General features: G+C 69.2%; 22 protein-coding genes and 2 pseudogenes. 10 read left to right on the top strand and 14 right to left on the bottom strand.

Going from position 1 to position 24,428, the window contains the following annotated elements; genetic code table 11:
* Positions 1–2 precede the first annotated feature (2 nt).
* The 6 genes and pseudogenes from L2X99_RS18735 to L2X99_RS17595 all read right to left on the bottom strand — a co-directional run bounded on the left by L2X99_RS18735 (position 3) and on the right by L2X99_RS17595 (position 8,896).
* Entirely contained in the window at positions 3–1,343 is a 1,341-nt protein-coding gene (locus L2X99_RS18735; RefSeq protein ID WP_442923467.1) for a molybdenum cofactor synthesis domain-containing protein, read from the bottom strand.
* A complete protein-coding gene (locus L2X99_RS17615; protein ID WP_236125617.1) occupies positions 1,319–1,804 on the bottom strand; it encodes a hypothetical protein in 486 nt (161 codons plus the stop codon). The genes L2X99_RS18735 and L2X99_RS17615 overlap by 25 nt, the downstream gene beginning before the upstream one ends.
* A 70-nt stretch (positions 1,805–1,874) precedes the next feature.
* Positions 1,875–2,633, bottom strand: coding sequence for a respiratory nitrate reductase subunit gamma (gene narI, locus L2X99_RS17610; RefSeq protein ID WP_236125618.1), 759 nt, complete (start codon positions 2,631–2,633; stop codon positions 1,875–1,877).
* A gap of 2 nt (positions 2,634–2,635) precedes the next feature.
* Positions 2,636–3,337: a nitrate reductase molybdenum cofactor assembly chaperone gene (gene narJ, locus L2X99_RS17605; protein WP_236135471.1), complete on the bottom strand. Its 702-nt coding sequence runs from the start codon at positions 3,335–3,337 to the stop codon at positions 2,636–2,638.
* A 178-nt stretch (positions 3,338–3,515) separates the two neighbouring features.
* Entirely contained in the window at positions 3,516–5,159 is a 1,644-nt protein-coding gene (gene narH / locus L2X99_RS17600; RefSeq protein ID WP_236125620.1) for a nitrate reductase subunit beta, read from the bottom strand.
* 13 nt (positions 5,160–5,172) lie between these two features.
* Positions 5,173–8,896 (bottom strand): annotated as a pseudogene (locus L2X99_RS17595) (nitrate reductase subunit alpha).
* Between the two features lie 206 nt (positions 8,897–9,102).
* On the opposite strand from L2X99_RS17595, the gene L2X99_RS17590 reads away from it, so the two are divergent.
* The gene (locus L2X99_RS17590; RefSeq protein WP_236125622.1) at positions 9,103–10,326 is read left to right on the top strand and encodes an MFS transporter; all 1,224 of its coding nucleotides are present in this window, start codon (positions 9,103–9,105) and stop codon (positions 10,324–10,326) included.
* 121 nt (positions 10,327–10,447) lie between these two features.
* Here L2X99_RS17590 and L2X99_RS17585 read toward each other — a convergent pair whose 3' ends face one another.
* From L2X99_RS17585 to L2X99_RS17575, 3 genes are all read right to left on the bottom strand, one after another.
* Entirely contained in the window at positions 10,448–11,629 is a 1,182-nt protein-coding gene (locus tag L2X99_RS17585; protein ID WP_236135470.1) for a cytochrome P450, read from the bottom strand.
* Positions 11,630–11,746: 117 nt separating this feature from the next.
* Complete coding sequence (locus L2X99_RS17580; RefSeq protein ID WP_236125624.1) at positions 11,747–12,271, bottom strand: RNA polymerase sigma factor; 525 nt, start codon at positions 12,269–12,271, stop codon at positions 11,747–11,749.
* Complete coding sequence (locus L2X99_RS17575; RefSeq protein WP_236125625.1) at positions 12,268–12,849, bottom strand: hypothetical protein; 582 nt, start codon at positions 12,847–12,849, stop codon at positions 12,268–12,270. The genes L2X99_RS17580 and L2X99_RS17575 overlap by 4 nt, the downstream gene beginning before the upstream one ends.
* A gap of 646 nt (positions 12,850–13,495) precedes the next feature.
* Between L2X99_RS17575 and radA the strand changes: the two genes are divergently transcribed.
* The gene (radA, locus tag L2X99_RS17570) at positions 13,496–14,794 is read left to right on the top strand and encodes a DNA repair protein RadA (protein ID WP_329608072.1); all 1,299 of its coding nucleotides are present in this window, start codon (positions 13,496–13,498) and stop codon (positions 14,792–14,794) included.
* Positions 14,795–14,865: 71 nt separating this feature from the next.
* Here radA and L2X99_RS17565 read toward each other — a convergent pair whose 3' ends face one another.
* Positions 14,866–15,270, bottom strand: a complete 405-nt coding sequence (locus L2X99_RS17565; protein ID WP_236125627.1) for a dehydrogenase — start codon at positions 15,268–15,270, stop codon at positions 14,866–14,868.
* A 448-nt stretch (positions 15,271–15,718) separates the two neighbouring features.
* Between L2X99_RS17565 and L2X99_RS17560 the strand changes: the two genes are divergently transcribed.
* On the top strand, positions 15,719–15,880 hold the full coding sequence (locus L2X99_RS17560; protein ID WP_236135469.1) for a hypothetical protein: 162 nt from the start codon (positions 15,719–15,721) through the stop codon (positions 15,878–15,880).
* Between the two features lie 63 nt (positions 15,881–15,943).
* Positions 15,944–16,177: a hypothetical protein gene (locus L2X99_RS17555; RefSeq protein ID WP_236135468.1), complete on the top strand. Its 234-nt coding sequence runs from the start codon at positions 15,944–15,946 to the stop codon at positions 16,175–16,177.
* 20 nt (positions 16,178–16,197) lie between these two features.
* On the opposite strand, the gene L2X99_RS17550 is transcribed toward L2X99_RS17555, so the two are convergent.
* The 3 genes from L2X99_RS17550 to L2X99_RS17540 all read right to left on the bottom strand — a co-directional run bounded on the left by L2X99_RS17550 (position 16,198) and on the right by L2X99_RS17540 (position 18,096).
* Positions 16,198–16,701 carry an amino-acid N-acetyltransferase gene (locus L2X99_RS17550; protein ID WP_236135467.1) on the bottom strand — a complete coding sequence of 168 codons (504 nt, stop codon included), beginning with the start codon at positions 16,699–16,701 and terminating at the stop codon, positions 16,198–16,200.
* An 85-nt stretch (positions 16,702–16,786) separates the two neighbouring features.
* The gene (locus tag L2X99_RS17545; RefSeq protein ID WP_236125630.1) at positions 16,787–17,587 is read right to left on the bottom strand and encodes an SDR family NAD(P)-dependent oxidoreductase; all 801 of its coding nucleotides are present in this window, start codon (positions 17,585–17,587) and stop codon (positions 16,787–16,789) included.
* On the bottom strand, positions 17,584–18,096 hold the full coding sequence (locus L2X99_RS17540; protein WP_236125631.1) for a MarR family winged helix-turn-helix transcriptional regulator: 513 nt from the start codon (positions 18,094–18,096) through the stop codon (positions 17,584–17,586). Before L2X99_RS17540 ends, L2X99_RS17545 begins: the two co-directional genes overlap by 4 nt.
* 104 nt (positions 18,097–18,200) lie before the next feature.
* On the opposite strand from L2X99_RS17540, the gene L2X99_RS17535 reads away from it, so the two are divergent.
* Positions 18,201–18,557 carry a hypothetical protein gene (locus tag L2X99_RS17535; RefSeq protein WP_236125632.1) on the top strand — a complete coding sequence of 119 codons (357 nt, stop codon included), beginning with the start codon at positions 18,201–18,203 and terminating at the stop codon, positions 18,555–18,557.
* Between the two features lie 99 nt (positions 18,558–18,656).
* On the opposite strand, the pseudogene L2X99_RS17530 reads toward L2X99_RS17535, so the two are convergent.
* Positions 18,657–21,183, bottom strand: a pseudogene (locus L2X99_RS17530) (ATP-dependent Clp protease ATP-binding subunit).
* A 192-nt stretch (positions 21,184–21,375) separates the two neighbouring features.
* On the opposite strand from L2X99_RS17530, the gene L2X99_RS17525 reads away from it, so the two are divergent.
* From L2X99_RS17525 to L2X99_RS17505, 5 genes are read left to right on the top strand one after another with little or no spacing between them, the layout of a single operon-like run.
* On the top strand, positions 21,376–21,987 hold the full coding sequence (locus tag L2X99_RS17525; RefSeq protein WP_236125634.1) for a hypothetical protein: 612 nt from the start codon (positions 21,376–21,378) through the stop codon (positions 21,985–21,987).
* The gene (locus L2X99_RS17520) at positions 21,987–22,718 is read left to right on the top strand and encodes a hypothetical protein (RefSeq protein WP_236135466.1); all 732 of its coding nucleotides are present in this window, start codon (positions 21,987–21,989) and stop codon (positions 22,716–22,718) included. Before L2X99_RS17525 ends, L2X99_RS17520 begins: the two co-directional genes overlap by 1 nt.
* Positions 22,718–23,326, top strand: coding sequence for a hypothetical protein (locus L2X99_RS17515; RefSeq protein ID WP_236125636.1), 609 nt, complete (start codon positions 22,718–22,720; stop codon positions 23,324–23,326). The genes L2X99_RS17520 and L2X99_RS17515 overlap by 1 nt, the downstream gene beginning before the upstream one ends.
* Complete coding sequence (locus L2X99_RS17510) at positions 23,323–24,066, top strand: hypothetical protein (RefSeq protein ID WP_236135465.1); 744 nt, start codon at positions 23,323–23,325, stop codon at positions 24,064–24,066. Before L2X99_RS17515 ends, L2X99_RS17510 begins: the two co-directional genes overlap by 4 nt.
* Positions 24,063–24,302: a helix-turn-helix domain-containing protein gene (locus L2X99_RS17505; RefSeq protein WP_236125638.1), complete on the top strand. Its 240-nt coding sequence runs from the start codon at positions 24,063–24,065 to the stop codon at positions 24,300–24,302. The genes L2X99_RS17510 and L2X99_RS17505 overlap by 4 nt, the downstream gene beginning before the upstream one ends.
* Positions 24,303–24,428 lie beyond the last annotated feature (126 nt).

Below are 24,428 nucleotides of genomic sequence, written 5' to 3'. Positions count from 1 at the left end.
GCTCACGCCACGACCTCCGCATCCGTCACGTACGCGGCGCGGCCGCGGACCCCGGGGTCCTCGACGATCTCGACGTCGGCGACCACCGTCACCGGCGTCGCGAGCGTGTTGGCGATGTAGCACTGCTCGTGCGCCGTCTCGAGCAGCTCGCGCACCGTCCATTCGTCGGTGCCGCGTGCCACGACCGCGACGCGCAGGGTGATCTCGGTGATCCGCATCGGCTCGGCGTCCGCAGGCATGATCGCCTCCGCCGAGTCGGAGTAGCCGACGATGTCGACCCCTGCGATCGCGGCGACCGCAAGGAACGACAGCAGCTGGCACGAGCTGGCCGCCGCGAGCAGCAGCTGCTCGGGGTTGGGCAGATCCGCGTCTCCGCGAAACGCCGGGTCGGCGCTCACCGTCAGCGGGCCCGCCTCACCGAGGCCGACCGCGTGCGCGCGCCCATAGGCCCGGTAGCCCTGGCCGGTGCTGCCCGTCCAGTCCAGTTCTGAGGAGTAGGTGTGCGTGGTCATGTCTTCATCCTGGAACGGAAACGTTTCGATGGTGGACGAAATGTGCGCATCTCTCGCCCGACTACAGCAGGACGACGTCGACCAGATCTCCCTCGTCGATCGATGAGACCGCCTCCGGCACGACGGCGTACGCCTCGGCGCAGCCGAGGCCGACCACCAGGTGCGATCCCGGGCCGCGCGGCCGGCCGGCCGCACGGAGGGCCGCTCCGGATCACTGCGATCGACCACCGCCGGCAGGTACTGCCGCCGTCCCGGAGCGGAGCGCCACGGTTCCGCCGCGGGCAGCCGCCATATCGCACGCGTATCCGTCCGCCCCTGCATCCGCAGCAGCGCCGGGCGCACGAAAGCCTCGAACGACACCGCCGCGCTCACCGGGTTGCCGGGCAGCCCGAACAGCAGCATCCCCCCGTCGGCGACGCCGAAGCCCTGCGGCTTGCCGGGCTGCATGGCGACCCTCGTGAACTCCATCACGCCGTCGAGGCTCTGCCGCACCACCTCGTACGCGCCGGCGCTGACGCCGCCGGAGAAGATCACCAGGTCCGCGTCGAGGTCGGCGGCGAGCGCCACCACCTCGGCGGGTCCGTCGCCGGAGTCGTCGACGACCCGTCGCACGACCACTTCGCAGCCGAGCTCGGCGACCAGCCCCGAGATCAGCAGGCTGTTGGACTCCGGGATGTTCCCTCGGGTCAGCGGCTGCCCGGGCGGCACGAGCTCGCTGCCCGTCGCCACGACCGCCACCCGCGGTCGGCGGGCGACGGCGACCCGCGCGACTCCCGCGGACGCCAGGGCCGACAACTGCCGGGCGCCTAGAGTCGCTCCGGCGGGCAGCACGGCGGCTCCGGCCGCGATGTCCTCCCCGCGGCGCGCACGTGCATGCCGCGTCGGCTCGGCGCGGCCAGGACCACGGCGGATGCCAGGGAGTCGGCCAGTCCGCCGGCGGTGTCCTCGAACGGTACGATCGCGTCGGCGTCGGCGGGCTTGGGTGCGCCGGTCATGATGCGCGCCGCCTCGCCGGGGCCGATCGCCGGATCCAGCGCGCTGCCGGCCGGGACGTCGGCCACGACCCGCAGCGTGACCGGGTGTTCCGGCGCCGCGTCCGCGACATCCGCGAACCGCACCGCGAAACCGTCCATCGCGGAGTTGTCGAACGGCGGGACGGCGTTGCGCGCGAACACCGGCTCGGCCAGCACGCGCCCCGATGCCTCGGCCAGCGGGAGGGACTCGGAGGCGGTCGGCCGCACGGCCCCGAGCACGTGGGCCAGATGCTCGTCCACGCTGCGCAGTGCCGTCACGGGCGAGCCTCCGGGCTGCCGAGGCGTTTCGTCTCGCTCGTTCCTCGCTCGCTCAACGACCGGAGATGTGTCACGGGCGGCGCAGCCGCGCGGGGTCCGGTGCCGCCACCGGATCCCAGCCGCGCTTCGGGGCTCGCGAGCCGCGCTGCTCGTCGCGCGAGCGGTAGACGATGTACGGCCGGAACAGGTAGCCGACCGGCGCCGAGAACACGTGCACGAGACGCGTGAACGGCCACAGCGCGAACAGCAGGCTGGCCGTGATCACGTGCAACTGGAACAGCAGCGGCACCCCCACCATGAGCTCCGGGTTCGGCCGGAAGATGATCATCTCCCTGATCCACGGCGAGATCGTCTCGCGGTACGCGAATCCGCCGCCGAACACCTGATGCACCACGGTCGCGGCAGTGCCGAACAGCAGCGTCGCTCCGAGGAACACGTACATCACCTTGTCCATCGTCGTGGTGGCGAGGAACACCGCCGCCACCGTGCGGCGCCGGAAGACGAGGATCGCCAGCCCGGCGAGCGTGAGGATCGCGGCCGCCGTCCCGAGCACGGTGGCACCGATGTGGTACATGTGCTCATCGATGCCGATGGCGTAGAGCCACTCCCGCGGGATCAGCAGGCCGACCGCGTGTCCGGCGATCACCATGAGGATGCCGAGGTGGAACATCGGCGATCCCCACTGCAGCAGCTTGTTCTCGTAGGTCTGCGACGAGCGCGTCGTCCAGCCGAACTTGTCATAGCGGTACCGCCAGATGTGCCCCAGGATGAACACCGCGGCGCACACGTACGGCAGCACCACCCACAGCACGATCTGCAGAGTCGACACGATCACTCCCCCTGACTCGAGACCGACCGGAAGGCCGGCATGGGCAGACTCAGGCCGACCGTCTCGGTCGGCGGGCCCTCGTTCACCAGCGCGAGCACCCGCTCCTGGGTGCGCTGGTCCACCTTCGGCAATGACAGGGTCACCGCGCGGATCAGCAGCGCCCAGGGGCTGTCCATGCCCTCGAGTGCGGCCCGCAGCACCTCGATGCCCTCGCGATGGGCAGTGAGCAGGGCGCCAGCCACCTCGGAATCCGACCGGGCCGAGAACTCCAGCACAGCGGGCAGGTAGTCCGGCAGCTCCGCTGCGTCGAACTCCCAGCCCGCCGCCCGATACGCGTCGAGGAATGTCACCAGCGCGGTGCCGCGGCGACGGGTGTCGCCGGTCGCGAAGTAGCTGAGGTACAGCGAGCACTTCCGCTTCAGGTCGAACGTGTTCACGTAGTCGCGCTGCCAGCCGGATGCTCCGGCCCCCGCCGCCGCGTCCATGAACTCCGTCAGCGGCGCGGCGACTGCCGCGGGCAGACCGGCTGCGTGTGCGCGCAGCTCACCGAGACGCGCGAACCACGCCGCATCCGGGTAGTCCAGCAGCAGCGAGGCGAGCATGTGCACCGTCCGGCGCTGCGCGCCGGTCAGCGCGACCGGGACGAGCGCCTGGTCCGGCATCCGCCGGCGCGGCGTGACGCGCGGCGGGAGGACGGTGCTCATGAGCGGTCCTTCCTCGGTCGTCGAGCGAGCGGCGGTCGTTGAGCGAGCGGAGCGAGCGCCGTGCTGAGCGAGCGAAGCGAGCCGAAGTGACGAAACGTCGTGACGTGTCTGGCGGACGCGGCGCGTTTCGTCTCGGTCGCTCCGCTCCCTCGCTCAACGACCCGGGAGCTGACGGTGCTCATGAGCGCTCCTCCGGCGGGAACAGCCCGTCGGGATGCCCGTTCCCGTCCCAGTTCAGCAGGTTGACCCGGCCAGGGGACGAAGGACGATCGGCGGTCTGCCGGTCGGCGAGCACGTGGAAGTTCTCCACCGCGACCGGGACGGACTGACCGCTGGCGGCGCCGAACGGCCCACCGGCTCCGCCCATACCCGGCCCGCCGTCGTAGTCGAGCGAGCACGCCATCTCTTCGAGGTCGTGCGCCTGCTCGGCGTGCGCAGCGGGGATCACGTAGCGCTCCTCGTACTTCGCGATCGCCAACAGCCGGTACATCTCCTCGATCTCGGCACCGGTCATCCCGACCGCGTTCGCGATCCGCTCCTCACGCACGTCGTCGATGCTCACACCGCGCATGTAGGAGCGCATCGCCGCGAGCTTGCGCAGCGCGGCATCCACCGGCGCCACATCCCCGGCGGTGAACAGCTCGGCGAGGTACTCGATCGGGATGCGCAGCTTCTCGATCGCGGCGAACAGCGTCCTGGCGTCCTCGCCGTCGTTGCCGGAACCGGTCACCACGTCGACCACCGGCGACAGCGGCGGGATGTACCAGACCATCGGCATGGTGCGGTACTCGGGGTGCAGCGGCAGGGCCACCTCGTACTGCTGGATGAGCTTCCAGATCGGGCTGCGCTGGGCGGCGGTGATCCAGTCGTCGGCGATGCCGTCACGGCGGGCGGCCTCGATCACGGCGGGGTCGTTCGGGTCGAGCAGCACCGAGCGCTGTGCGGCGAGCAGGTCGTGCTCGTTCTCGGTCGCGGCGGCCTCGGCGACGCGGTCGGCGTCGTAGAGCACCAGGCCCAGGTACCGCAGCCGGCCGACGCACGTCTCGGAGCACACGGTCGGCAGGCCGACCTCGATTCGCGGATAGCACATGGTGCACTTCTCGGCCTTGCCGGTCTTGTGGTTGAAGTAGACCTTCTTGTACGGGCATCCGCTCACGCACATGCGCCAGCCGCGGCAGGCGTCCTGGTCGACGAGCACGATGCCGTCCTCGGCCCGCTTGTACATCGCGCCGGAGGGGCAGGATGCCACGCACGACGGGTTCAGGCAGTGCTCGCAGATGCGCGGAAGGTAGAACATGAAGGCCTTCTCGAACTCGGCCGAGACCTCTTCGCTCATCTTCTTCAGGATCGGGTCGTCCTGCATGGTCTCGATCGACCCGCCCAGGTCGTCGTCCCAGTTCGCCGACCACTCGATCTTCATGTCCTTGCCGGTGATGAGGCTCTTGGGCCGCGCCACCGGGGTGTGCTGCTCGCCGCTGGGCGCGTTCACGAGCATGTCGTAGTCGTAGGTCCACGGCTCGTAGTAGTCGTCCATGCCGGGCAGTTTGGGGTTCGAGAAGATGCGCATGATCTTCGCGAGACGCCCGCCGGAGCGCAGCCGCAGCCGGCCGCGCTTGTCGCGCACCCAGCCGCCCTCCCACTTGTCCTGGTCCTCGTATCCGCGCGGGTAGCCGAGGCCGGGGCGCGTCTCGACGTTGTTGAACCACACGTACTCCACGCCGGTGCGGTTCGTCCAGGCCTGCTTGCACGTGACGGAGCAGGTGTGGCATCCGATGCACTTGTCGAGGTTCATCACCATCGACATCTGGGCCATGACCTTCATAGTGATGCTCCCTTCACCGGTACTGCACCGTCTGGTTGCGGCGACGGATGGTCGTCACCTCGTCACGCTGGTTGCCTGTCGGTCCGAGATAGTTGAACGCCCAGGCGAGCTGCGCGTACCCGCCGATGAGGTGGCTCGGCTTGAGCAGGATCCTCGTCAGGGAGTTGTGGATGCCGCCGCGCTGGCCGCTCATCTCGGAGATCGGGACGTCCACCGTGCGGTCCTTCGCGTGGTACATGTACACGGTGCCCTCCGGCATCCGGTGCGACACGTTCGCCCGCGCGACCACGACGCCGTTGCGGTTGTACGACTCGATCCAGTCGTTGTCGCGCACCCCGATCTTGGCGGCGTCCTGAGGACTCATCCAGATCGTGGGGCCGCCGCGCGAGAGCGACAGCATGAACAGATTGTCCTGGTACTCGGAGTGGATCGACCACTTCGAGTGCGGCGTCAGATAGCGCACGTGCACGTCCGTGTGCGTTCCCGTGCCGGGCACCACATCGCCGAACAACCGGTGCATGTCCAGCGGCGGCCGGTAGATCGGCAGCGCCTCGCCGAGTTCGTCCATCCAGTCGTGGTCGAGGTAGAAGTGCTGTCTGCCGGTGAGCGTGTGCCACGGCTTGAGGTGCTCGACGTTGATCGCGAACGCCGTGTAGCGCCGGCCGCCGTGCTCGGAGCCCGACCATTCCGGTGAGGTGATGACACTGCGCGGCTGCACCGAGACGTCCTGGAACGACAGGTGCGTGCCCTCATGCTCGTCCGCGAGGAACGCCATCTGCTGGCCGGTGTGCTTCTCCAGCGCTTTGAAGCCCTGCACGGCCAGGCGGCCGTTGCTCGTGCCCGAGAAGGCCAGGATCATCTCGCAGGCCCGCTGGTCGGTGTCCAGTCGCACGGACCCGGCGCAGGGTCCCGAGTCGACGGTGCCGTTCACGTGCTTCAGCCGCTCGATCTCCGGCTCTGCATGGTAGGTGATGCCCTTCGTGGTCATACCGAGCTTCTCGGTCAGCGGGCCCAGTGCCTTCCACCGTTCGGCGAGGCTCGGGTAGTCGCGTTCGACGACGATCAGCTTCGGCATGGTCACGCCCGGCACGCGCGGGAGGTCCTCGACCCGTCCGTGCGGCGTGGCCATCACATCGGCGGTGTCGTGCTGCAGCGGAGCGGCGACGATGTCCTTCCGCACGCCGAGGTGCGTGCGCGCCATCTCACTGAACTTCTCCGCGAGGATGCGGAACGTGTCGAAGTCGGTCTTCGTCTGCCATGGCGGCGCGATCGCCGGGTTGAACGCGTGGATGAACGGGTGCATGTCGGTCGACGACAGGTCGTACTTCTCGTACCAGGTGGCCGCCGGCAGCACGATGTCGCTGAACAACGTGGTGCTGGTCATGCGGAAGTCCGCCGTCATCAGCAGGTCGAGCTTGCCCTCGGGCGCCTTATCGCGCCAGGTCATGCTGACCGGTCGCGAGTCGGGCTCCGCTTCGGATGCCCGGACCGCGGCATCCGTGCCCAGCAGGTGCTTGAGGAAGTACTCGTTTCCCTTGCCCGACGACCCGAGCACGTTCGCGCGCCAGATGTTCATGACCCGGGGGAAGTTCTCCGGGGCATCAGGGTCCTCCACGGCGTAGCGCAGCGAACCGTCGTTCAGGCTGTCGACGACGTGCTGTGCGGGCTCCTTGCCCGCGGCCTCCGCCTCGGAGGCCAGGTCGAGCGGGTTGCGGTCGAAGGTCGGGTAGCTCGGCATCCAGCCGCGCTGCACCGACTCGACCAGGCAGTCGGCGGTGGTCCGGTCGGCGAACCGGCCGGTTCCCAGCGGCGAGGCCAGCTGGTCGGCCGGCAGCCCGTCGTAGCGCCACTGGTCGGTGGCGAGGTAGAAGAACGCGGTGCCGATCGTGTATCGCGGCGGGCGCCCCCAGTCGGATGCCCCGGCGTACTGCTGGTAGCCCGTGATCGGGCGCACCTTCTCCTGGCCGACGTAGTGCGCCCAGCCGCCCCCGTTCACGCCCTGGCATCCGGTCATGGTGGTCAGCGCGAGGAAGGTGCGGTAGATGGTGTCGGAGTGGAACCAGTGGTTCGTGCCGGCGCCCATGAGGATCATCGAGCGGCCGCCGGAGCGGTCGGCGTTGTCGGCGAACTCACGGGCCACGCGGATCGCCTGCGCGGCGGGCACCGAGGTGTGCTCCTCCTGCCATGCGGGTGTGCCCGGGCTGGTCGCGTCGTCGTAGCCCTCCGACCATTCGCCGGGGATGCCCTCACGGCCCACGCCGTACTGCGCGAGCATGAGGTCGAACACGGTGGTGACCGTCTTGCCCGCGATCTGACGGGTCGGGACGCCGCGCACGACCACACCGGAACCGCCGGCGTGCTCCTGCCCGGGCTCGGGGTCGAGGTCGAAGCGGGGCAGTCGCACCTCGGCGGCATCCCCGGTCCAGTCGGCCAGATCGGTGACCGAGAGCGGCGGCACGACATCGCCGAGGTCGAGGTTCCAGCGGCCCTCGTCCTCGGGGCTGAAGCGGTGACCGAGCGATCCGTTCGGCACGACGGCTCTGCCGGCGGCATCCATCAGCACCGGCTTGAAGTCGGCGCGCGCCTGAGCGGCTGCGTCGCCGCCCAGATCGGAGGCCGTGACGAACTTGCCGGGCACCAGGCCGCCATCGCGCTGCTCGAGCTCGACGAGGAACGGCGCGTCGGTGTACCGGCGCATGTAGTCCTGAAAGCGCTCGGTGCGCTTCTCGACGAAGTGCTCACGAAGGATCACGTGACCCATCGCGAGGGCGAGCGCGGCATCCGTTCCGGGGTGCGGCGCCATCCACTCGTCGGCGAACTTCGTGTTGTCGGTGTAGTCCGGCGAGACCGTGACGACCTTCTGCCCGCGGTAGCGGGCCTCGGTCATGAAGTGCGCATCGGGTGTGCGGGTGACGGGGACGTTCGAGCCCCACATCATCAGGTAGCCGGCGTTCCACCAGTCGGCCGACTCCGGAACATCCGTCTGGTCGCCGAACACCTGCGGGCTGGCGACCGGCAGGTCGGCGTACCAGTCGTAGAACGACAGCATGGTGCCGCCGATCAGGTTCATGAACCGTGATCCTGCGCCGTGCGAGACCATCGACATCGCGGGGATCGGCGAGAAGCCGGCGATGCGGTCGGGGCCGTACTTCTTGACCGTGTGCACGTGCGCGGCGGCGGCGATCTCCATCACCTCGTCCCACGTGGTGCGCACCAGCCCGCCCTTGCCGGCGGACCCGCTTGTACCTTCTCGCCTGCTCCGGGTCCTCGACGATCGACGCCCAGGCGTCGACCGGATCCGGATGCTGCGCCTTCGCCTGCCGGTACAGCTGGGCGAGCGTGTCACGGATGTAGGGGTAGCGCACTCGCGTCGGCGAGTAGGTGTACCAGCTGAACGCGGCACCGCGCGGACAGCCGCGTGGCTCGTACTCCGGGGAGTCGGGCCCGACGCTCGGATAGTCGGTCTGCTGGGCCTCCCAGGTGATGATGCCGTCCTTGACGTACACCTTCCACGAGCAGGATCCGGTGCAGTTCACGCCGTGGGTGGAACGCACCACCTTGTCGTGCGACCAGCGGTCCCGGTAGAACACGTCACCGGAACGGCCGCCCTCCAGGAACACCGCCCGCAGGTCCTCTGAGACCTCGCCGGGGCGGAGGAACCGCCCCATGTTCAGCAGGGCGTCGGCGAGAGGTCCGTCTGTCGCAGGATCGTTCTCGGTGCGGATGGCGGGGGTCATCGCTGCTCCTTCCCGGGAGGTCACGTTCTACTCAGCATCCTGCCCGTGGCCCCGGACCGTGACAAGGGCACGCCGTGTTTATTCATCGGACGAGCATTCCGTGTGCGGGGTCCGGTGCGGGGCCGGGTTTGACACGGCGGAACGGGTGGTGCGCGCGGGCGCGCCCCGCTACTCTCTGGCACAAGACCTCGGGAAGGGACTCCTCGATGAGCGCGCAATCCACGGTGATGCCGTCCACCGAAGCATCACTCAAAGGCGGACTCGGCCAGGTGATCCTCGCCACGCTGGCCTCGACGGTCGGCTTCTGGGCGTGGATGGCGATCGCCCCGCTGCAGAAGACCTACGCCACGGAGATGGGCCTGGACGAGGGACAGATCTCGCTCATGCTCGCCACTCCTGTGCTGGTCGGCGCGCTGGGACGCATCGTCGTCGGCGCCATGACCGACCGATTCGGCGGCCGGAAGATGTTCACCTTCGTGCTGCTCGTCTCGATCCCCGCGGTGCTGCTGGTAGCGCTGGCCGGATCGATCAGGAGCTTTCCGCTGCTGCTTCTCGCCGGGTTCTACCTCGGCGTCGCCGGCACGATCTTCGCCGTCGGCGTGCCGTTCTCGAGCGCATGGTTCCCGCCGGAGCGGCGCGGGTTCGCGAACGGTGTGTTCGGCATGGGCATGATCGGCACCGCGGTGTCGGCGTTCTTCACGCCGCGGCTGGCGGAGTCGATCGGCTACTTCCCCACGCACCTGCTCATCGCCGCCCTGCTGCTGGTCATGGCGGCGCTGAGCTGGTTCTTCCTGCGCGAGTCGCCGGTCTGGCAGGCGAACGACGCCAAGCTCATCCCGAAGGTGATCGGAGCCCTGAAGCTGCCGGTGACGTGGGAGATGTCGTTCCTGTACGGGATCGTGTTCGGCGGGTTCGTCGCGTTCTCGACCTTCCTGCCGAAGTACCTCACCACGATCTACCCCGACGAGGTCGACGTGGTCGGCGCCGGGACGCGCACCGCACTGTTCGCTGTCGCCGCGGTGATCGCGCGGCCGATCGGCGGTGTGCTGGCCGACCGGTTCGGGCCGAAGGTGATCGCGCTGATCTCGCTGGGCGGCATCGTGACGCTCGCGTACGTCGTGGGTCAGCAGCCGCCCGAGGGCATCGTCACCGGCGTCACGTTCATCATGATGGCGGCCGCGATGGGCCTCGGCATGGGCGCGGTGTTCGCCTGGATCGGACCGTCCACCCCGAAGGACAAGGTCGGCGCGGTCAGCGGCGTGGTCGCTGCGGCAGGAGGCCTCGGCGGGTACTTCCCGCCACTGCTCATGGGCGCGACGTACCACGCCGAGACGAACTCGTACCAGCTGGGGCTGTGGTTCCTGGTGCTGGTCGGGGCGTTCGCGCTGGTCGTCGCCGGCATGCTGCGCGACGTCGGCAAGAAGAAGTAGCGCCGCACCCCCGGTCGTTGAGCGCGGGAGCGGAGCGACCGAGACGAAACGCAGTCAGGTCCGCCAGACGCCTCACCACGTTTCGTCTCGCTCCGCTTGCTCAACGAGCGGTGGCGAGCCGTCAGCGCAGCACGACGTGCACGCTGCGCCAGCCTCCGATCGGCGGGTCGTGCGGAACAGGCGGATGCTCCGGCGCGAGCTCGATCGACGTCGTGACGCGCAGCAGCTCGACGATCGCGGCGTGCAGTTCGGCGAGCGACAGGTCTCGTCCCGGACACACGTGCGGGCCGATCCCGAAGACCAGGTTGTCGTCCGCATGGGCGACCGGGTCGAAGTCCTCGGAGAACACGGCAGGGTCGAGATTCGCAGCTCCCCAGTCCAGCAGCACCGCCGTGCCCTGCGGGATGTCCTGGCCGCCGAGGGTGGTCACCGGACAGGTGGTGATGCGGCGGTTCGTGACGAAGGGGTCCTCGATGCGCAGGCATTCGTCCAGAATCGCGTCGAACTCGGCTCTCCGGTCCCGGTCGTCGCCGATGACCCGCATCCGCTGCTGCAGCGCAGGGCGGTCGGCGAGACGGCGCACGACGACGCCGACGCAGCGGGCGAGCGAGCCCAGGTCGCCCGCGGTCCAGTTGCGCAGGATCGAGATGATCTCGGGCTCGGTCAGCGGCCGCACGCCGACCCGCTCGGCAGCGAGGCGGGCGGTGACCGTGCCCGGTCCCGCCCGGTGCAGCTCGTGCCGGACGATGTCGTCGAACGCGGCGGCGACGGACGCGTTGCGTTCCGGATCGGGATGCCGCGCGGCGGCGTAGTTCTCCTCCATCCACATCCGCAGCTCGTCCTCGACGGCGTCCGGCCAGCCGAGCCAGCGGCACTGTGCGCGCACGGCGAAGACCTCGCCGAACTCGCCGACGATCTCCACCGGCGTCCCCCGCTCCAGCTCCTGCGCCGCGTCGCGGGCGACGCCCGCGAGCATCGGCTCGAGCTCCGCGACCGCCTGGGGCGTCAGATACCGGTCGATGACCGCACGGAACGCCGCATGCTCGGCGCCGTCCATCCCGTTGGGCACGTGCAGATGGGTCGAGGTGCGACTCGAGAATCGCGTCGGGTCGGTCGCCGCCGCCACCACGTCCGCATGCCGACCCAGCCTGATCGCTCCGCTCATGCCCCCACTATCCCCGCGCAGGCGCCGGCGCGCCAGCGTCCGCCCCGTGAGAATCCGCGCCACGTGGGTTCGCGACCACGGTGCGCCGTCCGGCATCCGGCATCCGGCATCCGGCATCCGGCATCCGGCATCCGGCATCCGGCATCCGGCGGCGAGATTCCCGCCAGCCCCCGACTTCTGCGTGAGACACGCGCGCAGAACAGGGGTCTCATGCAGAGGTCAGGGGTTCGCGCGGAAGTCAGGGACAGAAGCACCTCATGCGTGAGCCCCGTCGTGTACGACCGGCTCGCGCGTGAGGATGCCGCGCAGGCGCGCACGGGCACGGTGGTGCCGGCTGCGGACCGTGCTCTCCTTCATCCGCAGGATGCCGGCGACCTCAGCGAGCGAGAATCCGTCCCAGTGCACCAGCGCGATGATCTCGCGGTCGACCGGATCGAGGGTGCGGAGCGCCGCGTGCAGATCATCGAAGTCCGGTCCTTCCGCGAAGCCCGATTCGGGCATCAGCTGCTCACGCAGCCGTTCGACGATCGCGCTGCGCCGGGCGCGGCTGCGCCAGTGGTGCTGCAGGACGTGCTGCGCGATCCCGAACATCCACGGGCGGATCTCGTCTTCGGATGCCGGCATCCGCTCGGCCTTCCGCCAGACGATCAGCAGGGTCTCGGAGAGCAGGTCAGCGGCGTCCTGCGGCTGGTCGACGCGACGGCTGAGCGAGGCGAGCAGGGCTGGGGCGTGTGCGCGCGCCGCGACGGCGACGCGAGAGCGCAGGACGTCGTCGTTCACGGCACGTCCGGAGCGCAGCGGAATCCGTACGCGGTGACCGCGGTGCGACCGGCATCGTCTTCCATCCAGCGGACCCCGGGGATCGTCTGCTCGGCGAACGCGCGCAGTTCCGGCTCGAGCCGCGACGCGGTCCGGCCTTCCCCGCCGGGGTCGTCGGCGACCGGATCGCCCGTGTCGTACAGTCGCTGGCCGAAGCCCGACCAGTCGTGGGCGCGGATCGCGTCGTCCAGCGCCGTCCGGTCGCCAGGCCCGGGGTCGCTGAGCTCGATCCACGCACCGCACCGCTCGGCGTGCCCGTCCTCGGTCACCCATTCCAACGGGATCGGCACCGTGCTGCGCACGTTCCCCTCGGGCATGGACACGCCCTGCCACTGCGCGAGCTGGATCGCTGTGAGGCTCGCGCCGGCGGTCAGCGCGAACGCCCCCGCGATCAGCGCCGGGATGAGCCAGCGTCGGCGACGCCTCGATCGCGCTCCTCGTGCGACATCGTCCGCAACGGATGCCGCGAGGTTGTCGGCCGCGATCGGCAGCGGCCGCGCCGCCCGCGCGAGCAGTTCATCGAGTTCGGTGTCGTTCATACCCCAGTCATTCCCGGATCTCCCCGAATCGTTGCACAGGTTTCGAAACCGCCAGATCTCACGTTGCTCGCGCGCCTGAATTCAGATGCCACAGCACCACCCCCGCACGGATGCCGGATGCCGGCCGCCCCGGCGTGTCGCCCGCGACATGCGAAGTTGAGCACACGACGAGCGTCAGCCGGCACGAAGACACCGACTCCAGAAACGCCACGCCCATACCTCCCCCTCAGATGCCGTGCCCTTCCCCGAAGCATCAGCGGGACGGGATGATCCCGGAGCGAACCCTGGGAGGGGCCGCCAGGAGGGACGGGCTTGCCCGGCCTTCCTGGCGGAGGATCCCACCGCGAGAGCGAACGGATCATCCCGTCCCGCTCCACGGACTCGCTCCCCCGGACCGCCCCCGACCGCAGATCGGCTCACCACGTTTCGACTCGCTCCGCTCGCTCAACGACCAAGAAGCTGCGTTTCGACTCGCTCCGCTCGCTCAACGACCAGAAGGCTGCGTTTCTGGCTCCGCTCGCTCAACGACCCTGATGCCGCGAGCACACCGTGTCCGCTCCCCCGGATAGCCTTGCGACATGGCATCCAAGCGCTCCGCTCCCCCGCTTTCGCGTGCACCGAGTGCGGGTGGACGACGGCGAAGTGGGTGGGCCGCTGCGGGGAGTGCCAGCAGTGGGGCACCGTGATCGAGCAGGCCGCGCAGACCGGCATCCTGCGCCGGATCGACGCCGTGGCGCCGGCAGCGGCGCGCGCCGCGCGCCCGATCACGCAGATCACCACGACGGATGCCCCGCGCCGGTCCAGCGGCGTCGGCGAGTTCGACCGGGTGCTCGGCGGCGGCATCGTGCCGGGTGCCGCGATCCTGCTCAGCGGCGAGCCGGGCGTCGGCAAGTCGACACTGCTGCTCGAGGTCGCCGCCCGCGCCGCCCGCAGCGGCCGACGCGTGCTGTACGCGAGCGCCGAGGAGTCCGCGGCGCAGGTGCGGCTGCGCGCCGAGCGCACCGGCGCACTGCACGACGAGCTGTACCTGGCCAGCGAGACCGACCTGGCCACGATCCTCGGCCACATCGACGAGGTCCAGCCGCAGCTGGTCATCGTCGACTCGGTGCAGACCGTGTCGTCGTCACTGTCCGACGGCGCCGCCGGCATGCCCGGGCAGGTGCGCGAGGTCGCGTCCACGCTCATCCGCGTCGCCAAGGAGCGCGACCTGCCGATCGTCATCGTCGGGCACGTCACGAAAGACGGTCAGGTCGCCGGCCAGCGGATGCTGGAGCACCTCGTCGACGTCGTGTGCCACTTCGAGGGCGACCGGCAGACGTCGCTGCGGTTCATCCGCGCGCTGAAGAACCGATTCGGTCCGACAGACGAGGTCGGCTGCTTCGAGATGACCGGCAGCGGCATCGCCGAGGTGCCCGATCCGAGCGGGCTCTTCCTGTCGCAGGGCGCCGCGGAGCCCGGCACCTGCGTCGCGATCTCGCTCGAGGGGCGACGTGCGCTCCCGGTCGAGGTGCAGGCTCTGACCATCGCCGCGAAGGGACCGAACCCGCGGCGCGTGGTGCACGGCCTCGATTCCTCGCGCGTGGCGATGGTGCTGGCGATCCTGGAGCGTCGCGCGGGCATCAAGACGGGCGAGGTCGATGTGTACGTGTCCACGGTGGGCGGCGTCCGCTTCACCGAGCCGGCGGCGGATCTCGCGATCGCGATCGCCGTGGCCGGCTCGATCCAGCCGTTCTCCGTTCCTCGGACGGTCGCGGCTGTGGGCGAGCTCTCGCTCGCCGGCGAGGTGCGACCGGTGACGCAGGCCGCGCAGCGGCGCGCCGAGGCCGCGCGCCTCGGCTACGAGCAGGTCATCGACGACCGCTCGAAGTCCCTGCGCGCCGCGCTGACCGATGTCCGGTCGCGCGCGGCATCCCGTCGGAGCGAGGACGAGATCCCCGCGTTCTGAGCCGCGCTTCGACAAGCTCAGCGACCCAAGACAGGCTCAGCGACCTGTGGGTCCCTGAGCCTGTCGAAGGGTCACGCGTTCAGGGCCTTGAGCAGCTCGTCCGGCGGCGCCTGCATCGGATGCGGGCCGGCGATGTCGAGGAACACCGTCGTGATGCGCTCACGGTGCGTGGTGAGGAACGCCTTCAGCCAGGCGGCCGAGTAGATGCCGACGCCGGGCGGCAGGTTGGCCGGCTTGTTGCGGGCGTCGCTGAACAGCAGCAGCGCGATCTCGCCGGTGCCTGCGTCACGATAGGTCCACACCTCGCCGCCGTCGAGCGGGTTGTCCCTGGCGCCCGGCCGGATCAGCGGCACGATCGTCGTCCCGTTGCGCAGCGCCAGGGCCACCGCGGCCATGTCCTGCTTCTCGAGCGCCTGCGCCAGCGCCTCGGAGCGGAACTCCTCGGGCGCCGGCTTCTTCCGACCCTTCTTCGCCATGCACCCAGCTTATGGGCGGCGGCGGGAGGGAAAAGATGGGGCCCTCTCGAATCCTCCATTGGGGACTGGGGTACTCGAGAGGGCCCTCGCGGTCTTGATCAAGCCGATGTCGAAGCGCTGGGGACACTTATATCGACGCCACTGGGGATGGCATGTCCGGCTTGAATGAACCTCAAGACCACGGTTAATGGTATCCCAAACATGGGACCTCGTCACCCCATCCGGCTGAGTTTCTCCGCCGAGTCGCGGCGCTGCTCGGTAGAGCAGGATCTGCTGGGACTGCGCACTGTCGAATCCGCCGATCGACACCGATACGTGGTACGAGGCTCCGCCGCCCGGGGCATGCGGGCGATTCTTGTCGCCGCAGGTCTTCACCGACGACCGCGTGCGGTCCCAGACCACCGGCTGCACGCTGTCCACGGACTGCCCGGCCTTCAGAGTGACGATCATGTCGCTGGGGTTCTTCTGGCAGTCCGTCGACCGCCACCACACGTCGCTGCCGCTGGACACCGTGAACTTCTGCGTGGTAGAGCCGACATTGATCGTGCAGTCATTCGCACCGGTGTTCTTCAGGCGGATGGAGAGCTTCGGGTTCTTGCCCGCGGCGTAGGTGCTGGCGTCCGTGACAGCCTCGACGGTGACGTCCGCCGCGGAACACGCGACCATCACGGGCGTGTCTTCCGGCGTGGGCTCGACCTTCGGCGCGACCTCGGTGGGCGTGGGCGACGGGGACTCGTCCGTGGTCGCGGACGTCGACGGCGCCGGTGTGCGCGTCGCCGTCGCGTTCGTCTGCTCCGACCACGGCTGGGCGACGGCGAGCCAGACTCCCCCGCCGATCGCCGCGACCAGCACGACCGCCAGCGTGATGACGACGAGTCGTCGCCGGCGGTACACGGCGGCGGAGTGACGAGGGCTCATGCCTCCAGGCTAATTGAGCCTCTTGAGCATCCGAGTGTTGCCGAGCGTGTTGGGCTTCACGTGCGCGAGATCGAGGAACTCCTCGACGCCGGCGTCGCCCGAACGCAGCAGCTGGGAGTACACGTCGGCATCGACGACCTGCTCACCGATCGGCGCGAAGCCGCGGCGGATGAAGAAGTCCGTCTCGAAGGTGAGGCAGAACAGCCGCGACAGGCCGAGAGCGCGCGCGTTCTGCTCGAGCTGCTCGACGATTCCCCTGCCGATGCCGTGGTGCAGCCAGTCGTCGCGGACGAGCAGGGTGCGGATCTCGCCGAGGTCCTCCCACATCACGTGCAGTGCGCCGCATCCGATCAGTTCGCCGTCGGCCTCGGCTACGACGAACTCCTGCACCGCGCCGTAGAGCACGGCGAGGTCCTTGCCCAGCAGGATGCGCTGGTCGACGAGCGGCTCGAGCAGACGGTGGATGCCGAGGATGTCGCCGCTGCGCGCCGAGCGGACCGCGTAATCTGTCACGACTCCAGGGTAGAGCGGACCCGCGCGGTTGGCCCTTCGACAGGCTCGGGGGCCCGGTGGTTTCCGGGTCCCCGAGGTCGCGATGTCAGCGCGGGTCGTTCCACGACCAGATGTCGTCACCGCGCAGCGTCGCGTCAGCCCCGCCGTCGTCGTAGATGACCTGGCCGGCCATGTGCGTGTTCTGGACGCTCGTGAGCCAAATCAGCAGCTGGGCGATGGACTCCGGCGGCTGGTGGCTGTTCAGCGGCATCGGCACGCTGGCGTCGACCATCGCGCGCCCTTCCGCGGTGGCGAGCAGCTGTGCCGTCATCGGCGTGAGCACCGTCCCGGGCGCGACGGCGTTCAACGGGATGTGCGCTCCAGCCCAGGCCGGAGTGATCGATTCGCGGCGCACCCAGCGCGCGAGTGCGCGCTTCGACGACGGGTACACGGCGTAGCCGACCTCCGGGCCCTGTGCGGCGAGGCCCTCAGCGATCTCGACCGCCTTCGCCTCGTCGCCCGCGAGGGCCGCGTCGACCATCTCGGGCGAGTTCGGCTGCAGCGACGCCATCGACGACACGACGGCGGCGCGCGGAGCATCCGACTTCGCCAGCGCCGGAAGCAGCGCCTCGAGCAGTTCGGTCACGCCGAAGTAGTTCACCGAGATCGTCTTCGCGATCGGGGCCGAGATGCCTGCGCAGGCGATGACGGCGTCGATGGTGCCGCCGGCGAGCTCGGTCGCCGCCGCGGCGGCATCCGTGCGCCCCTGCGGGGTGGACAGGTCGGCCTCGACATCGGCGCCCTTCAGATCGATGCCGATCACGCGGTCGCCGCGGTCGCGAAGCAGCTGGGCGGTGGTCGCACCGATGCCGGAGGCCGAGCCGGTCACGACGTAGGTACGGGTCATGTTCGTTCTCCGTTCTGCGATCCGGATGCGGATCGCGCTGGACCGGGCGCGGGTTCGCGACCGGAGTCGGGGTCGACGCCGAGGGCGCCGACGAAGCGGGCGAGCTGCGAGGCGAAGGCCGCGGACTCCGCCGACGACCAGCCCGTCAGCGCATCCGAGACCATGACGATGCCCTGCTCGACCAGTCGCGCATGCACCTCGACGCCCCGCCGGGACAACTGCACGATGCTCGCTCTGCGGTCGGCGGGGTCGGGGACGCGTTCGATGTATCCGGCCGCGGCGAGCCGGTTCAGCTGCTTGGTCGTGGTGGGGCGCGAGATGCGCAGGGACGCGGCGAGGGCGCTCGCTCGCGAGGGACCCTCCAGCCCGAGCATGTACAGCGGCGGCAGGTCGACCGGGTCGATCTGCACGCCGGCATCGGCGGCGACGGCCGCCTGCGTGCCGGCTGACGACCACCGCGCCATCAGGTGGGTGAGCGACGCCAGCAGGATCTGCTCCGGACTGTTCACACCGGCATTCTACGCCACTTAGTTGCCTGCGGCAATCAGATTGAGGCGATCGCGCGGGCAGGTCCGGTGTGGCGAGAACCCGCTGCCGGGGCTACAGTCCGGCTATGAGCGCGCCATATCTGGTACTCGCGATCATCACGGTGATCAGCACCTGCCCGAGTCTGTTCTTCTCCGCCGTCGAGATCCGCAGCACCGATCCGAAGACGCGCCTGGTCGCCCAGTACACGACCGCCCGCAGCCTCGCCCTCTTCGCGCTGGCCGTCGTCCCCTTCTTCGGCGTGTTCGACGGCTGGCTGCTGGCGATCGCCGTGGCGATGCTGGTCGTCCAGGCGCTGGACGGGATCATCGCCTGGCGCGCACGTGCGACCGGCGCGGGGACGCCGCTGCTGAATGTCGTCGGCCCCTTGATCAGCGCGATCGCGAGCGCCTTCGGGCTCTGGTGGTTCCTCACCGCCGGATGACCGCCGCGGACGCGCCTGCGCCACGGAGACGCGAAAGGGACGGATGCCGGAGCATCCGTCCCTTTCGCTGGGCCGCTGAGGCCGTCGAAGCGCTGCGGGTCAGTCCGTGCCGGTGGCCGCCAGGTCAGGCGTGGCGGAGATGCCGCCGCCGGTGTTGACGCCGACCGAGACCTTCTCGCCGCGGGGAGCGGCGTCGAAGGTGAACTTCCCGTCGACCGCATCGACCTTCACGTGGTCGCCGGGGTTCAGCTCGCCGTGCAGGATCTTCTCGGACAGCATGTCCTCGATCTCGCGCTGCATGGCACGGCGCAGCGGACGAGCGCCGAGCGACGGGTCGAAACCGATGTCGATGAGCTTGTCCTTCGCGGCATCGGACAGCTCCACCGTCATGTCGCGGTCGAGCAGCCGGTCGCCGAGCTGCTTGGTGAACAGGCCCACGATCTCGCGCAGCTCGTCCTTGTTCAGCTGCGGGAAGACGATGATGTCGTCGACACGGTTCAGGAACTCGGGCTTGAAGTGCCGCTTGAGCTCCTCGTCGACCTTGCCCTTCATCCGCTCGTAGGTCGTCTGCGAGTTGCCCTCGACCTGGAAGCCGACCGGGCCGCCGGCGATCGCCGACGAGCCGAGGTTGGTCGTCATGATGATCACGGTGTTCTTGAAGTCGACCACGCGGCCCTGGCCGTCGGTCAGGCGGCCCTCTTCGAGGATCTGCAGCAGCGAGTTGAAGATGTCGGGGTGGGCCTTCTCGATCTCGTCGAAGAGCACCACGCTGAACGGCTTGCGCCGCACCTTCTCGGTGAGCTGGCCGCCCTCTTCGAAGCCGACGAACCCGGGAGGGGCGCCGAACAGGCGCGAGACGGTGTGCTTCTCGCCGAACTCGGACATGTCGAGCGAGATCAGCGCGGCCTCGTCGTCGAACAGGAACTCGGCGAGGGCCTTGGCCAGCTCGGTCTTTCCGACGCCGGTCGGACCGGCGAAGATGAACGAGCCGGAGGGGCGCTTCGGGTCCTTCAGGCCGGCGCGCTGGCGGCGGATCGTGCGGGAGAGGGCCGCGATGGCCTCTTCCTGACCGACGACGCGCTGATGCAGCGCCTTCTCCATGAAGACGAGTCGCGAGGACTCCTCCTCGGTGAGCTTGAAGACCGGGATGCCGGTGGCCTGGGCGAGCACCTCGGCGATCAGACCCTCGTCGACGACGGCCTTGGTGGCCACATCGCCCGAGCGCCACTGCTTCTCGAGGCGCAGCCGCTCGCCGAGCAGCTCCTTCTCCTGGTCGCGCAGCGACGCGGCCTTCTCGAAGTCCTGCTCCTCGGACGCCTGCTCCTTGGCCTCGCGCACGGCGGCGATCCGGTCGTCGAACTCGCGCAGCTCGGGCGGGCTGGACAGGATCGAGAGGCGCAGGCGGGCGCCGGCCTCGTCGATCAGGTCGATCGCCTTGTCGGGCAGGAAGCGGTCGGCGACGTACCGGTCGGCGAGGTTCGCGGCGGCGACGATGGCGCCGTCGGTGATCTGCACCTTGTGGTGCGCCTCGTAGCGGTCGCGCAGTCCCTTGAGGATGTTGATCGCGTGCGGGAGGCTCGGCTCCTGCACCTGGATCGGCTGGAAGCGGCGCTCCAGCGCGGCATCCTTCTCGAAGTACTTGCGGTACTCGTCGAGCGTGGTCGCGCCGATGGTCTGCAGCTCGCCGCGGGCGAGCAGCGGCTTCAGGATGCTGGCGGCGTCGATCGCGCCCTCGGCGGCGCCCGCGCCGACGAGGGTGTGGATCTCGTCGATGAAGACGATGATGTCGCCGGCGGGTGCGGATCTCCTTGGTGACCTTCTTCAGGCGCTCCTCGAAGTCGCCGCGGTAGCGGGATCCGGCGATCAGCGAGCCGAGGTCGAGCGAGTAGAGCTGCTTGTCCTTCAGCGTCTCGGGCACGTCGCCCTTGACGATCGCCTGAGCGAGGCCCTCGACGACGGCGGTCTTGCCGACGCCGGGCTCACCGATCAGGACCGGGTTGTTCTTGGAGCGGCGGGAGAGGATCTGCATGACCCGCTCGATCTCCTTCTCGCGCCCGATGACGGGGTCGAGCTTGTTGTCGCGCGCAGCCTGGGTCAGGTTGCGACCGAACTGGTCGAGCACCTGCGAGCCGCCCTGTGCCTGCTGGTTCTCGTGCTGCGGGGCGCCGACGGCGGTGGGCTCGCGGCCCGGGGCGCCGGAGAGCAGCTGGATGACCTGCTGGCGCACCTTGTTGAGGTCGGCGCCGAGCTTGACGAGCACCTGGGCGGCGACGCCCTCGCCCTCGCGGATGAGGCCGAGCAGGATGTGCTCGGTGCCGATGTAGTTGTGTCCGAGCTGCAGCGCTTCGCGCAGGCTGAGCTCGAGAACCTTCTTCGCGCGCGGGGTGAACGGGATGTGACCGGTGGGCTGCTGCTGGCCCTGGCCGATGATGTCCTGCACCTGCTCGCGCACGGATTCGAGCGAGATGCCGAGGCTCTCCAGAGCCTTGGCGGCGACGCCCTCGCCCTCGTGGATGAGACCGAGCAGGATGTGCTCGGTGCCGATGTAGTTGTGGTTGAGCATCTTCGCCTCTTCTTGGGCGAGGACGACCACTCGACGGGCTCGGTCCGTGAATCTCTCGAACATGCTGGTACTCCCCTGCTGATGCCGGTACTCCGAGAGTAACGACCGCAGGATGCCTGTAAGCCCGTGTTCGCCGTCGGCATAGTGGGTTGCACTCCACGACGGACAGGGATTCACGAGAGGTGTTGACCTGCATATCGAGAGTCGTTATGTTAACGAAAGTCGATAACAACGATAGTCGTTATGGAGTTTCTCATGAACAGTCGCAGCGGAAGGCCGTCGATGCTCGAGGCCGTCACCCTCGGCCTCGTCGCCACGGGGGCCGTGAGCATCGCGATCGCGGCCCTGACGGGCGCGATCCGTGCCGGATTCGAGATCTTCGGATCACCGGTGCCGGTGGCTCTGCCCGTGCACGACGCGGAGATGGGTTCGCTCACGGATGCCGCAGGAGTGGCATCCGCTTCGTACACGCAGTCGCTCGTGTCGTTCGAGACGCTGGATGCCGGCATCCGCTGGCTGCTGCTGGGCGAGCAGGCTCTGCCTGCCCTGGCCACGATCATCGTGTGCATGTCACTGTGGTGGCTGGGGCTGTCGCTGATCCGGCAGCGCGCATTCCGGAAGTCGATGGCGCCGGTGCTCGGCACCGCCGCGATCGCGCTGGTCGTCGCCGGGATGATCGGTCCGCTCCTCGGAGCCTTCGCGCGAGCGGAGGCGGTTCAGCAGCTTCCGGCATCCGACGGTGAGTTCTATGCCTTCCTCTATGAACTCGACCCGTCGCCGATCGGCTGGGGCATCGCGCTCGCGCTGGTCGTCAGCGCGTTCGAGGTCGGACGGCGGCTGCAGCGCGAGACGGAGGGGCTGGTCTGATGTTCACCATCGGCACTGAGGATCTCGCGGCAGGGCTGTCACAGGTGCTGCTCGTGCTGGTCATCCTCGGCTTCATCGCATCAGTCGTCGGCATCCGGGCGCGGAAGTCCGGCAACAACGCGATCGCCCTCACGATCGCGTCGTCCGTGTCATTCGGATGGATCGTGCTGTGCGGCATCGGTGTGCTGTTCATCGGGTATCAGAACCTGTTCGCGCCGACTGTGGACGTCAGCGCGAACGTCACCAGCACTCAGCCACCGGAGTTCGGCACATGCGGCGGCATCGTCCCCCCGGTCGACACGGCCACCGTGGTGTGCGGCTGGCCCGACGGAACCACTCTGCAGATCGCCGGGCTGGCGTTCGGCCTGCGCTCCCTGCTGTTCTTCGCGGCACTTCTCGGTCTCGTGCTGTTCGCTGTGCCCGGCTTAGCGGTGCGACTGGTCACCACACGCGCCGAAGCGGGTGAGCCCTTCGATCCGCGAGTGGCGCGGGGGCTGGGCATCCTTGCGATCATCGTGCTGGTCCTCGGCATCATGCATGATCTGCTGCTGCCGATCTCTCAGACTCTGGCAGCCCATGCCGCTCTCGGGAAGGAAGACCCGAGCGGCCCGCCCGTGTTCGAGTTGAGCGTGCAGCTCTGGCCGTTCGGCGCGGCGCTGGTCCTGGCCGCCGTGGGAGTCGTGTTCCGGCACGGTTACCGACTGCAGCGTGAGACGGAGGGGTTGGTCTGATGGCGACGACGACACGTGAACGCCGGGATGCCGCGACGGTGGTGGGCGTCGGGATCCTGGCCGCGCTGTTCACTCTCTACTGGGGCGCGATGCGCGCCTGGCAGACCTTCGGCTCGCCGGACGGCGTCGCCTGGAACATCGCCGTCGACGAGACGCCGGCGAACGTCACGGTCGGGTCGGAGACGGGATCGGTCGATGTGATCGTGCGCGAGGGGGTCGTCTACTCCGATCAGGTGAACGTCGTCTCGGTGGTGATGATCGCGGTGTCCGTCGTGGCATCCGTGCTGACCGCGCTCGTCGTGATCGCGTGCGTCGTCTATCTTGCACGCTGCGCCCTGCGCGGGGACCTGTTCCGCAAAGGCACGATCCAGGTGTGGAACGTGATCGCGGGTGCCCTCATCGGCGGCGGAGCGCTCATGCTGTTCGGAGACACGCTCGGCGGCAACGGCGTGCTCGCGGCTGTCGGGCTGGGCGATGCCGACGCATCGCCGTCCGTCGGGTTCCAGGGGTACGCGCCGATGTTCGCGGTCGCGATCGTATGTGGCCTGATGAGCATCGCGTTCCGGCGCGGGGTGCAGCTGCAGAAGGAGACGGAGGGGCTGGTATGAGCATGTTCCACCTCGCAGCGGTGGCCGTGGTGCTGCTGCTCGTCGCGGTGATCCTGGTCTTCCTGTGGCAGCTCGCGCGGGGTCTGTTCGCTGACGACGAGAGGACGTACCGGTTCGTTCGCCGGGTCGCCTCTGCAGCCGCGTTGGTGCTGCTCCTCTCGGCTCTCGGATGGGTGGCAGCCGATCTCATACCCGTAACCGTCACGATGACGGTGCCGATGGTGAATGTCTGGCCCACCCTGCCTGGTGCGGAGCTCGAGCCGAGCGGAGCGACGATCGAGTCCTCTGGAGTCGCCCTCGCTGAACTCACATTGAGCGGGGTGTCGTGGCCGACGCGACTGCTGTGGGCATTTGGACATCTGGTCTCGCTGCTGCTGCCCGCGGCGATCGCCGTGCTCGTGGCGCTGGCGGCCCGAGAGCTCGAGCGGGGCGCTCCGTTCTCCCCTGTGCTCGTGCGCACGACTCGGGCATCCGCGGTCATCGTGCTCGTCGCGGGGGTTGCGGGCCCTGTGGCGATGGGCATCGCCGGTTCGATGGCCTCGTATCAGGCCCTGTTCATCCGGAGTGCGAGTTGGACTGGGTACCCCGATGACTGGAGCCCTACCGAAGCGCTCCCCGAGGCTACGGTGTTCGTGCCCTTCGAGTTCTGGCCGATCGGGGTCGCGATCGCGCTGTTCGCCTTCTCGGCGGTGCTGCAGCACGGGCGACGGCTGCAGAAGGAGACGGAGGGGCTGGTATGAGTCCTGCCGACACCGACGACGAGGACACCGGCATCCACTGCCGGCTCGACGAACTGCTCGCCGCGCGCGGGATGACGCTGACTGAGCTGAGCGCGCGCGTGGGCGTGAGCGTGGTGAACCTGTCAGTGCTGAAGAACGACCGGGCCCGGGCCATCCGCTACTCGACTCTGCGCGCGATCTGCGATGCGCTGAAGTGCGAGGTGGGTGAGCTGCTGGTGCTGGCGCCGCGCGGGTGAGAATCGGCGTCCGGTATCGGCATCGGCGCCGGCGCCCCGTGCGGTCGGCGTTCAGCGCGGTCGGCGCCGGGGATCAGCGACGCAACATCGGTGAAAAGTGCCATAGTTCATGGTCGCACTGGCCTC

Source organism: Microbacterium sp. KUDC0406, from assembly GCF_021582875.1.
In the GTDB taxonomy this organism is placed as follows: domain Bacteria; phylum Actinomycetota; class Actinomycetes; order Actinomycetales; family Microbacteriaceae; genus Microbacterium.
The sequence above is the reverse complement of the archived record's forward strand: the minus strand, read 5'-3'. Positions and strand labels throughout refer to the sequence as shown.

Coding starts and splice junctions, on each gene's coding strand:
- narJ (WP_236135471.1), bottom strand. CDS start 3,337: ATGAGCACCGTCCTCCCGCCGCGCGTCACGCCGCGCCGGCGGATGCCG.
- narH (WP_236125620.1), bottom strand. CDS start 5,159: ATGAAGGTCATGGCCCAGATGTCGATGGTGATGAACCTCGACAAGTGC.
- L2X99_RS17590 (WP_236125622.1), top strand. CDS start 9,103: ATGAGCGCGCAATCCACGGTGATGCCGTCCACCGAAGCATCACTCAAA.
- L2X99_RS17585 (WP_236135470.1), bottom strand. CDS start 11,629: ATGCCGGATGCCGGATGCCGGATGCCGGATGCCGGATGCCGGATGCCG.
- L2X99_RS17575 (WP_236125625.1), bottom strand. CDS start 12,849: ATGAACGACACCGAACTCGATGAACTGCTCGCGCGGGCGGCGCGGCCG.
- L2X99_RS17565 (WP_236125627.1), bottom strand. CDS start 15,270: ATGGCGAAGAAGGGTCGGAAGAAGCCGGCGCCCGAGGAGTTCCGCTCC.
- L2X99_RS17560 (WP_236135469.1), top strand. CDS start 15,719: ATGTCGCTGGGGTTCTTCTGGCAGTCCGTCGACCGCCACCACACGTCG.
- L2X99_RS17545 (WP_236125630.1), bottom strand. CDS start 17,587: ATGACCCGTACCTACGTCGTGACCGGCTCGGCCTCCGGCATCGGTGCG.
- L2X99_RS17535 (WP_236125632.1), top strand. CDS start 18,201: ATGAGCGCGCCATATCTGGTACTCGCGATCATCACGGTGATCAGCACC.
- L2X99_RS17525 (WP_236125634.1), top strand. CDS start 21,376: ATGAACAGTCGCAGCGGAAGGCCGTCGATGCTCGAGGCCGTCACCCTC.
- L2X99_RS17520 (WP_236135466.1), top strand. CDS start 21,987: ATGTTCACCATCGGCACTGAGGATCTCGCGGCAGGGCTGTCACAGGTG.
- L2X99_RS17515 (WP_236125636.1), top strand. CDS start 22,718: ATGGCGACGACGACACGTGAACGCCGGGATGCCGCGACGGTGGTGGGC.
- L2X99_RS17510 (WP_236135465.1), top strand. CDS start 23,323: ATGAGCATGTTCCACCTCGCAGCGGTGGCCGTGGTGCTGCTGCTCGTC.
- L2X99_RS17505 (WP_236125638.1), top strand. CDS start 24,063: ATGAGTCCTGCCGACACCGACGACGAGGACACCGGCATCCACTGCCGG.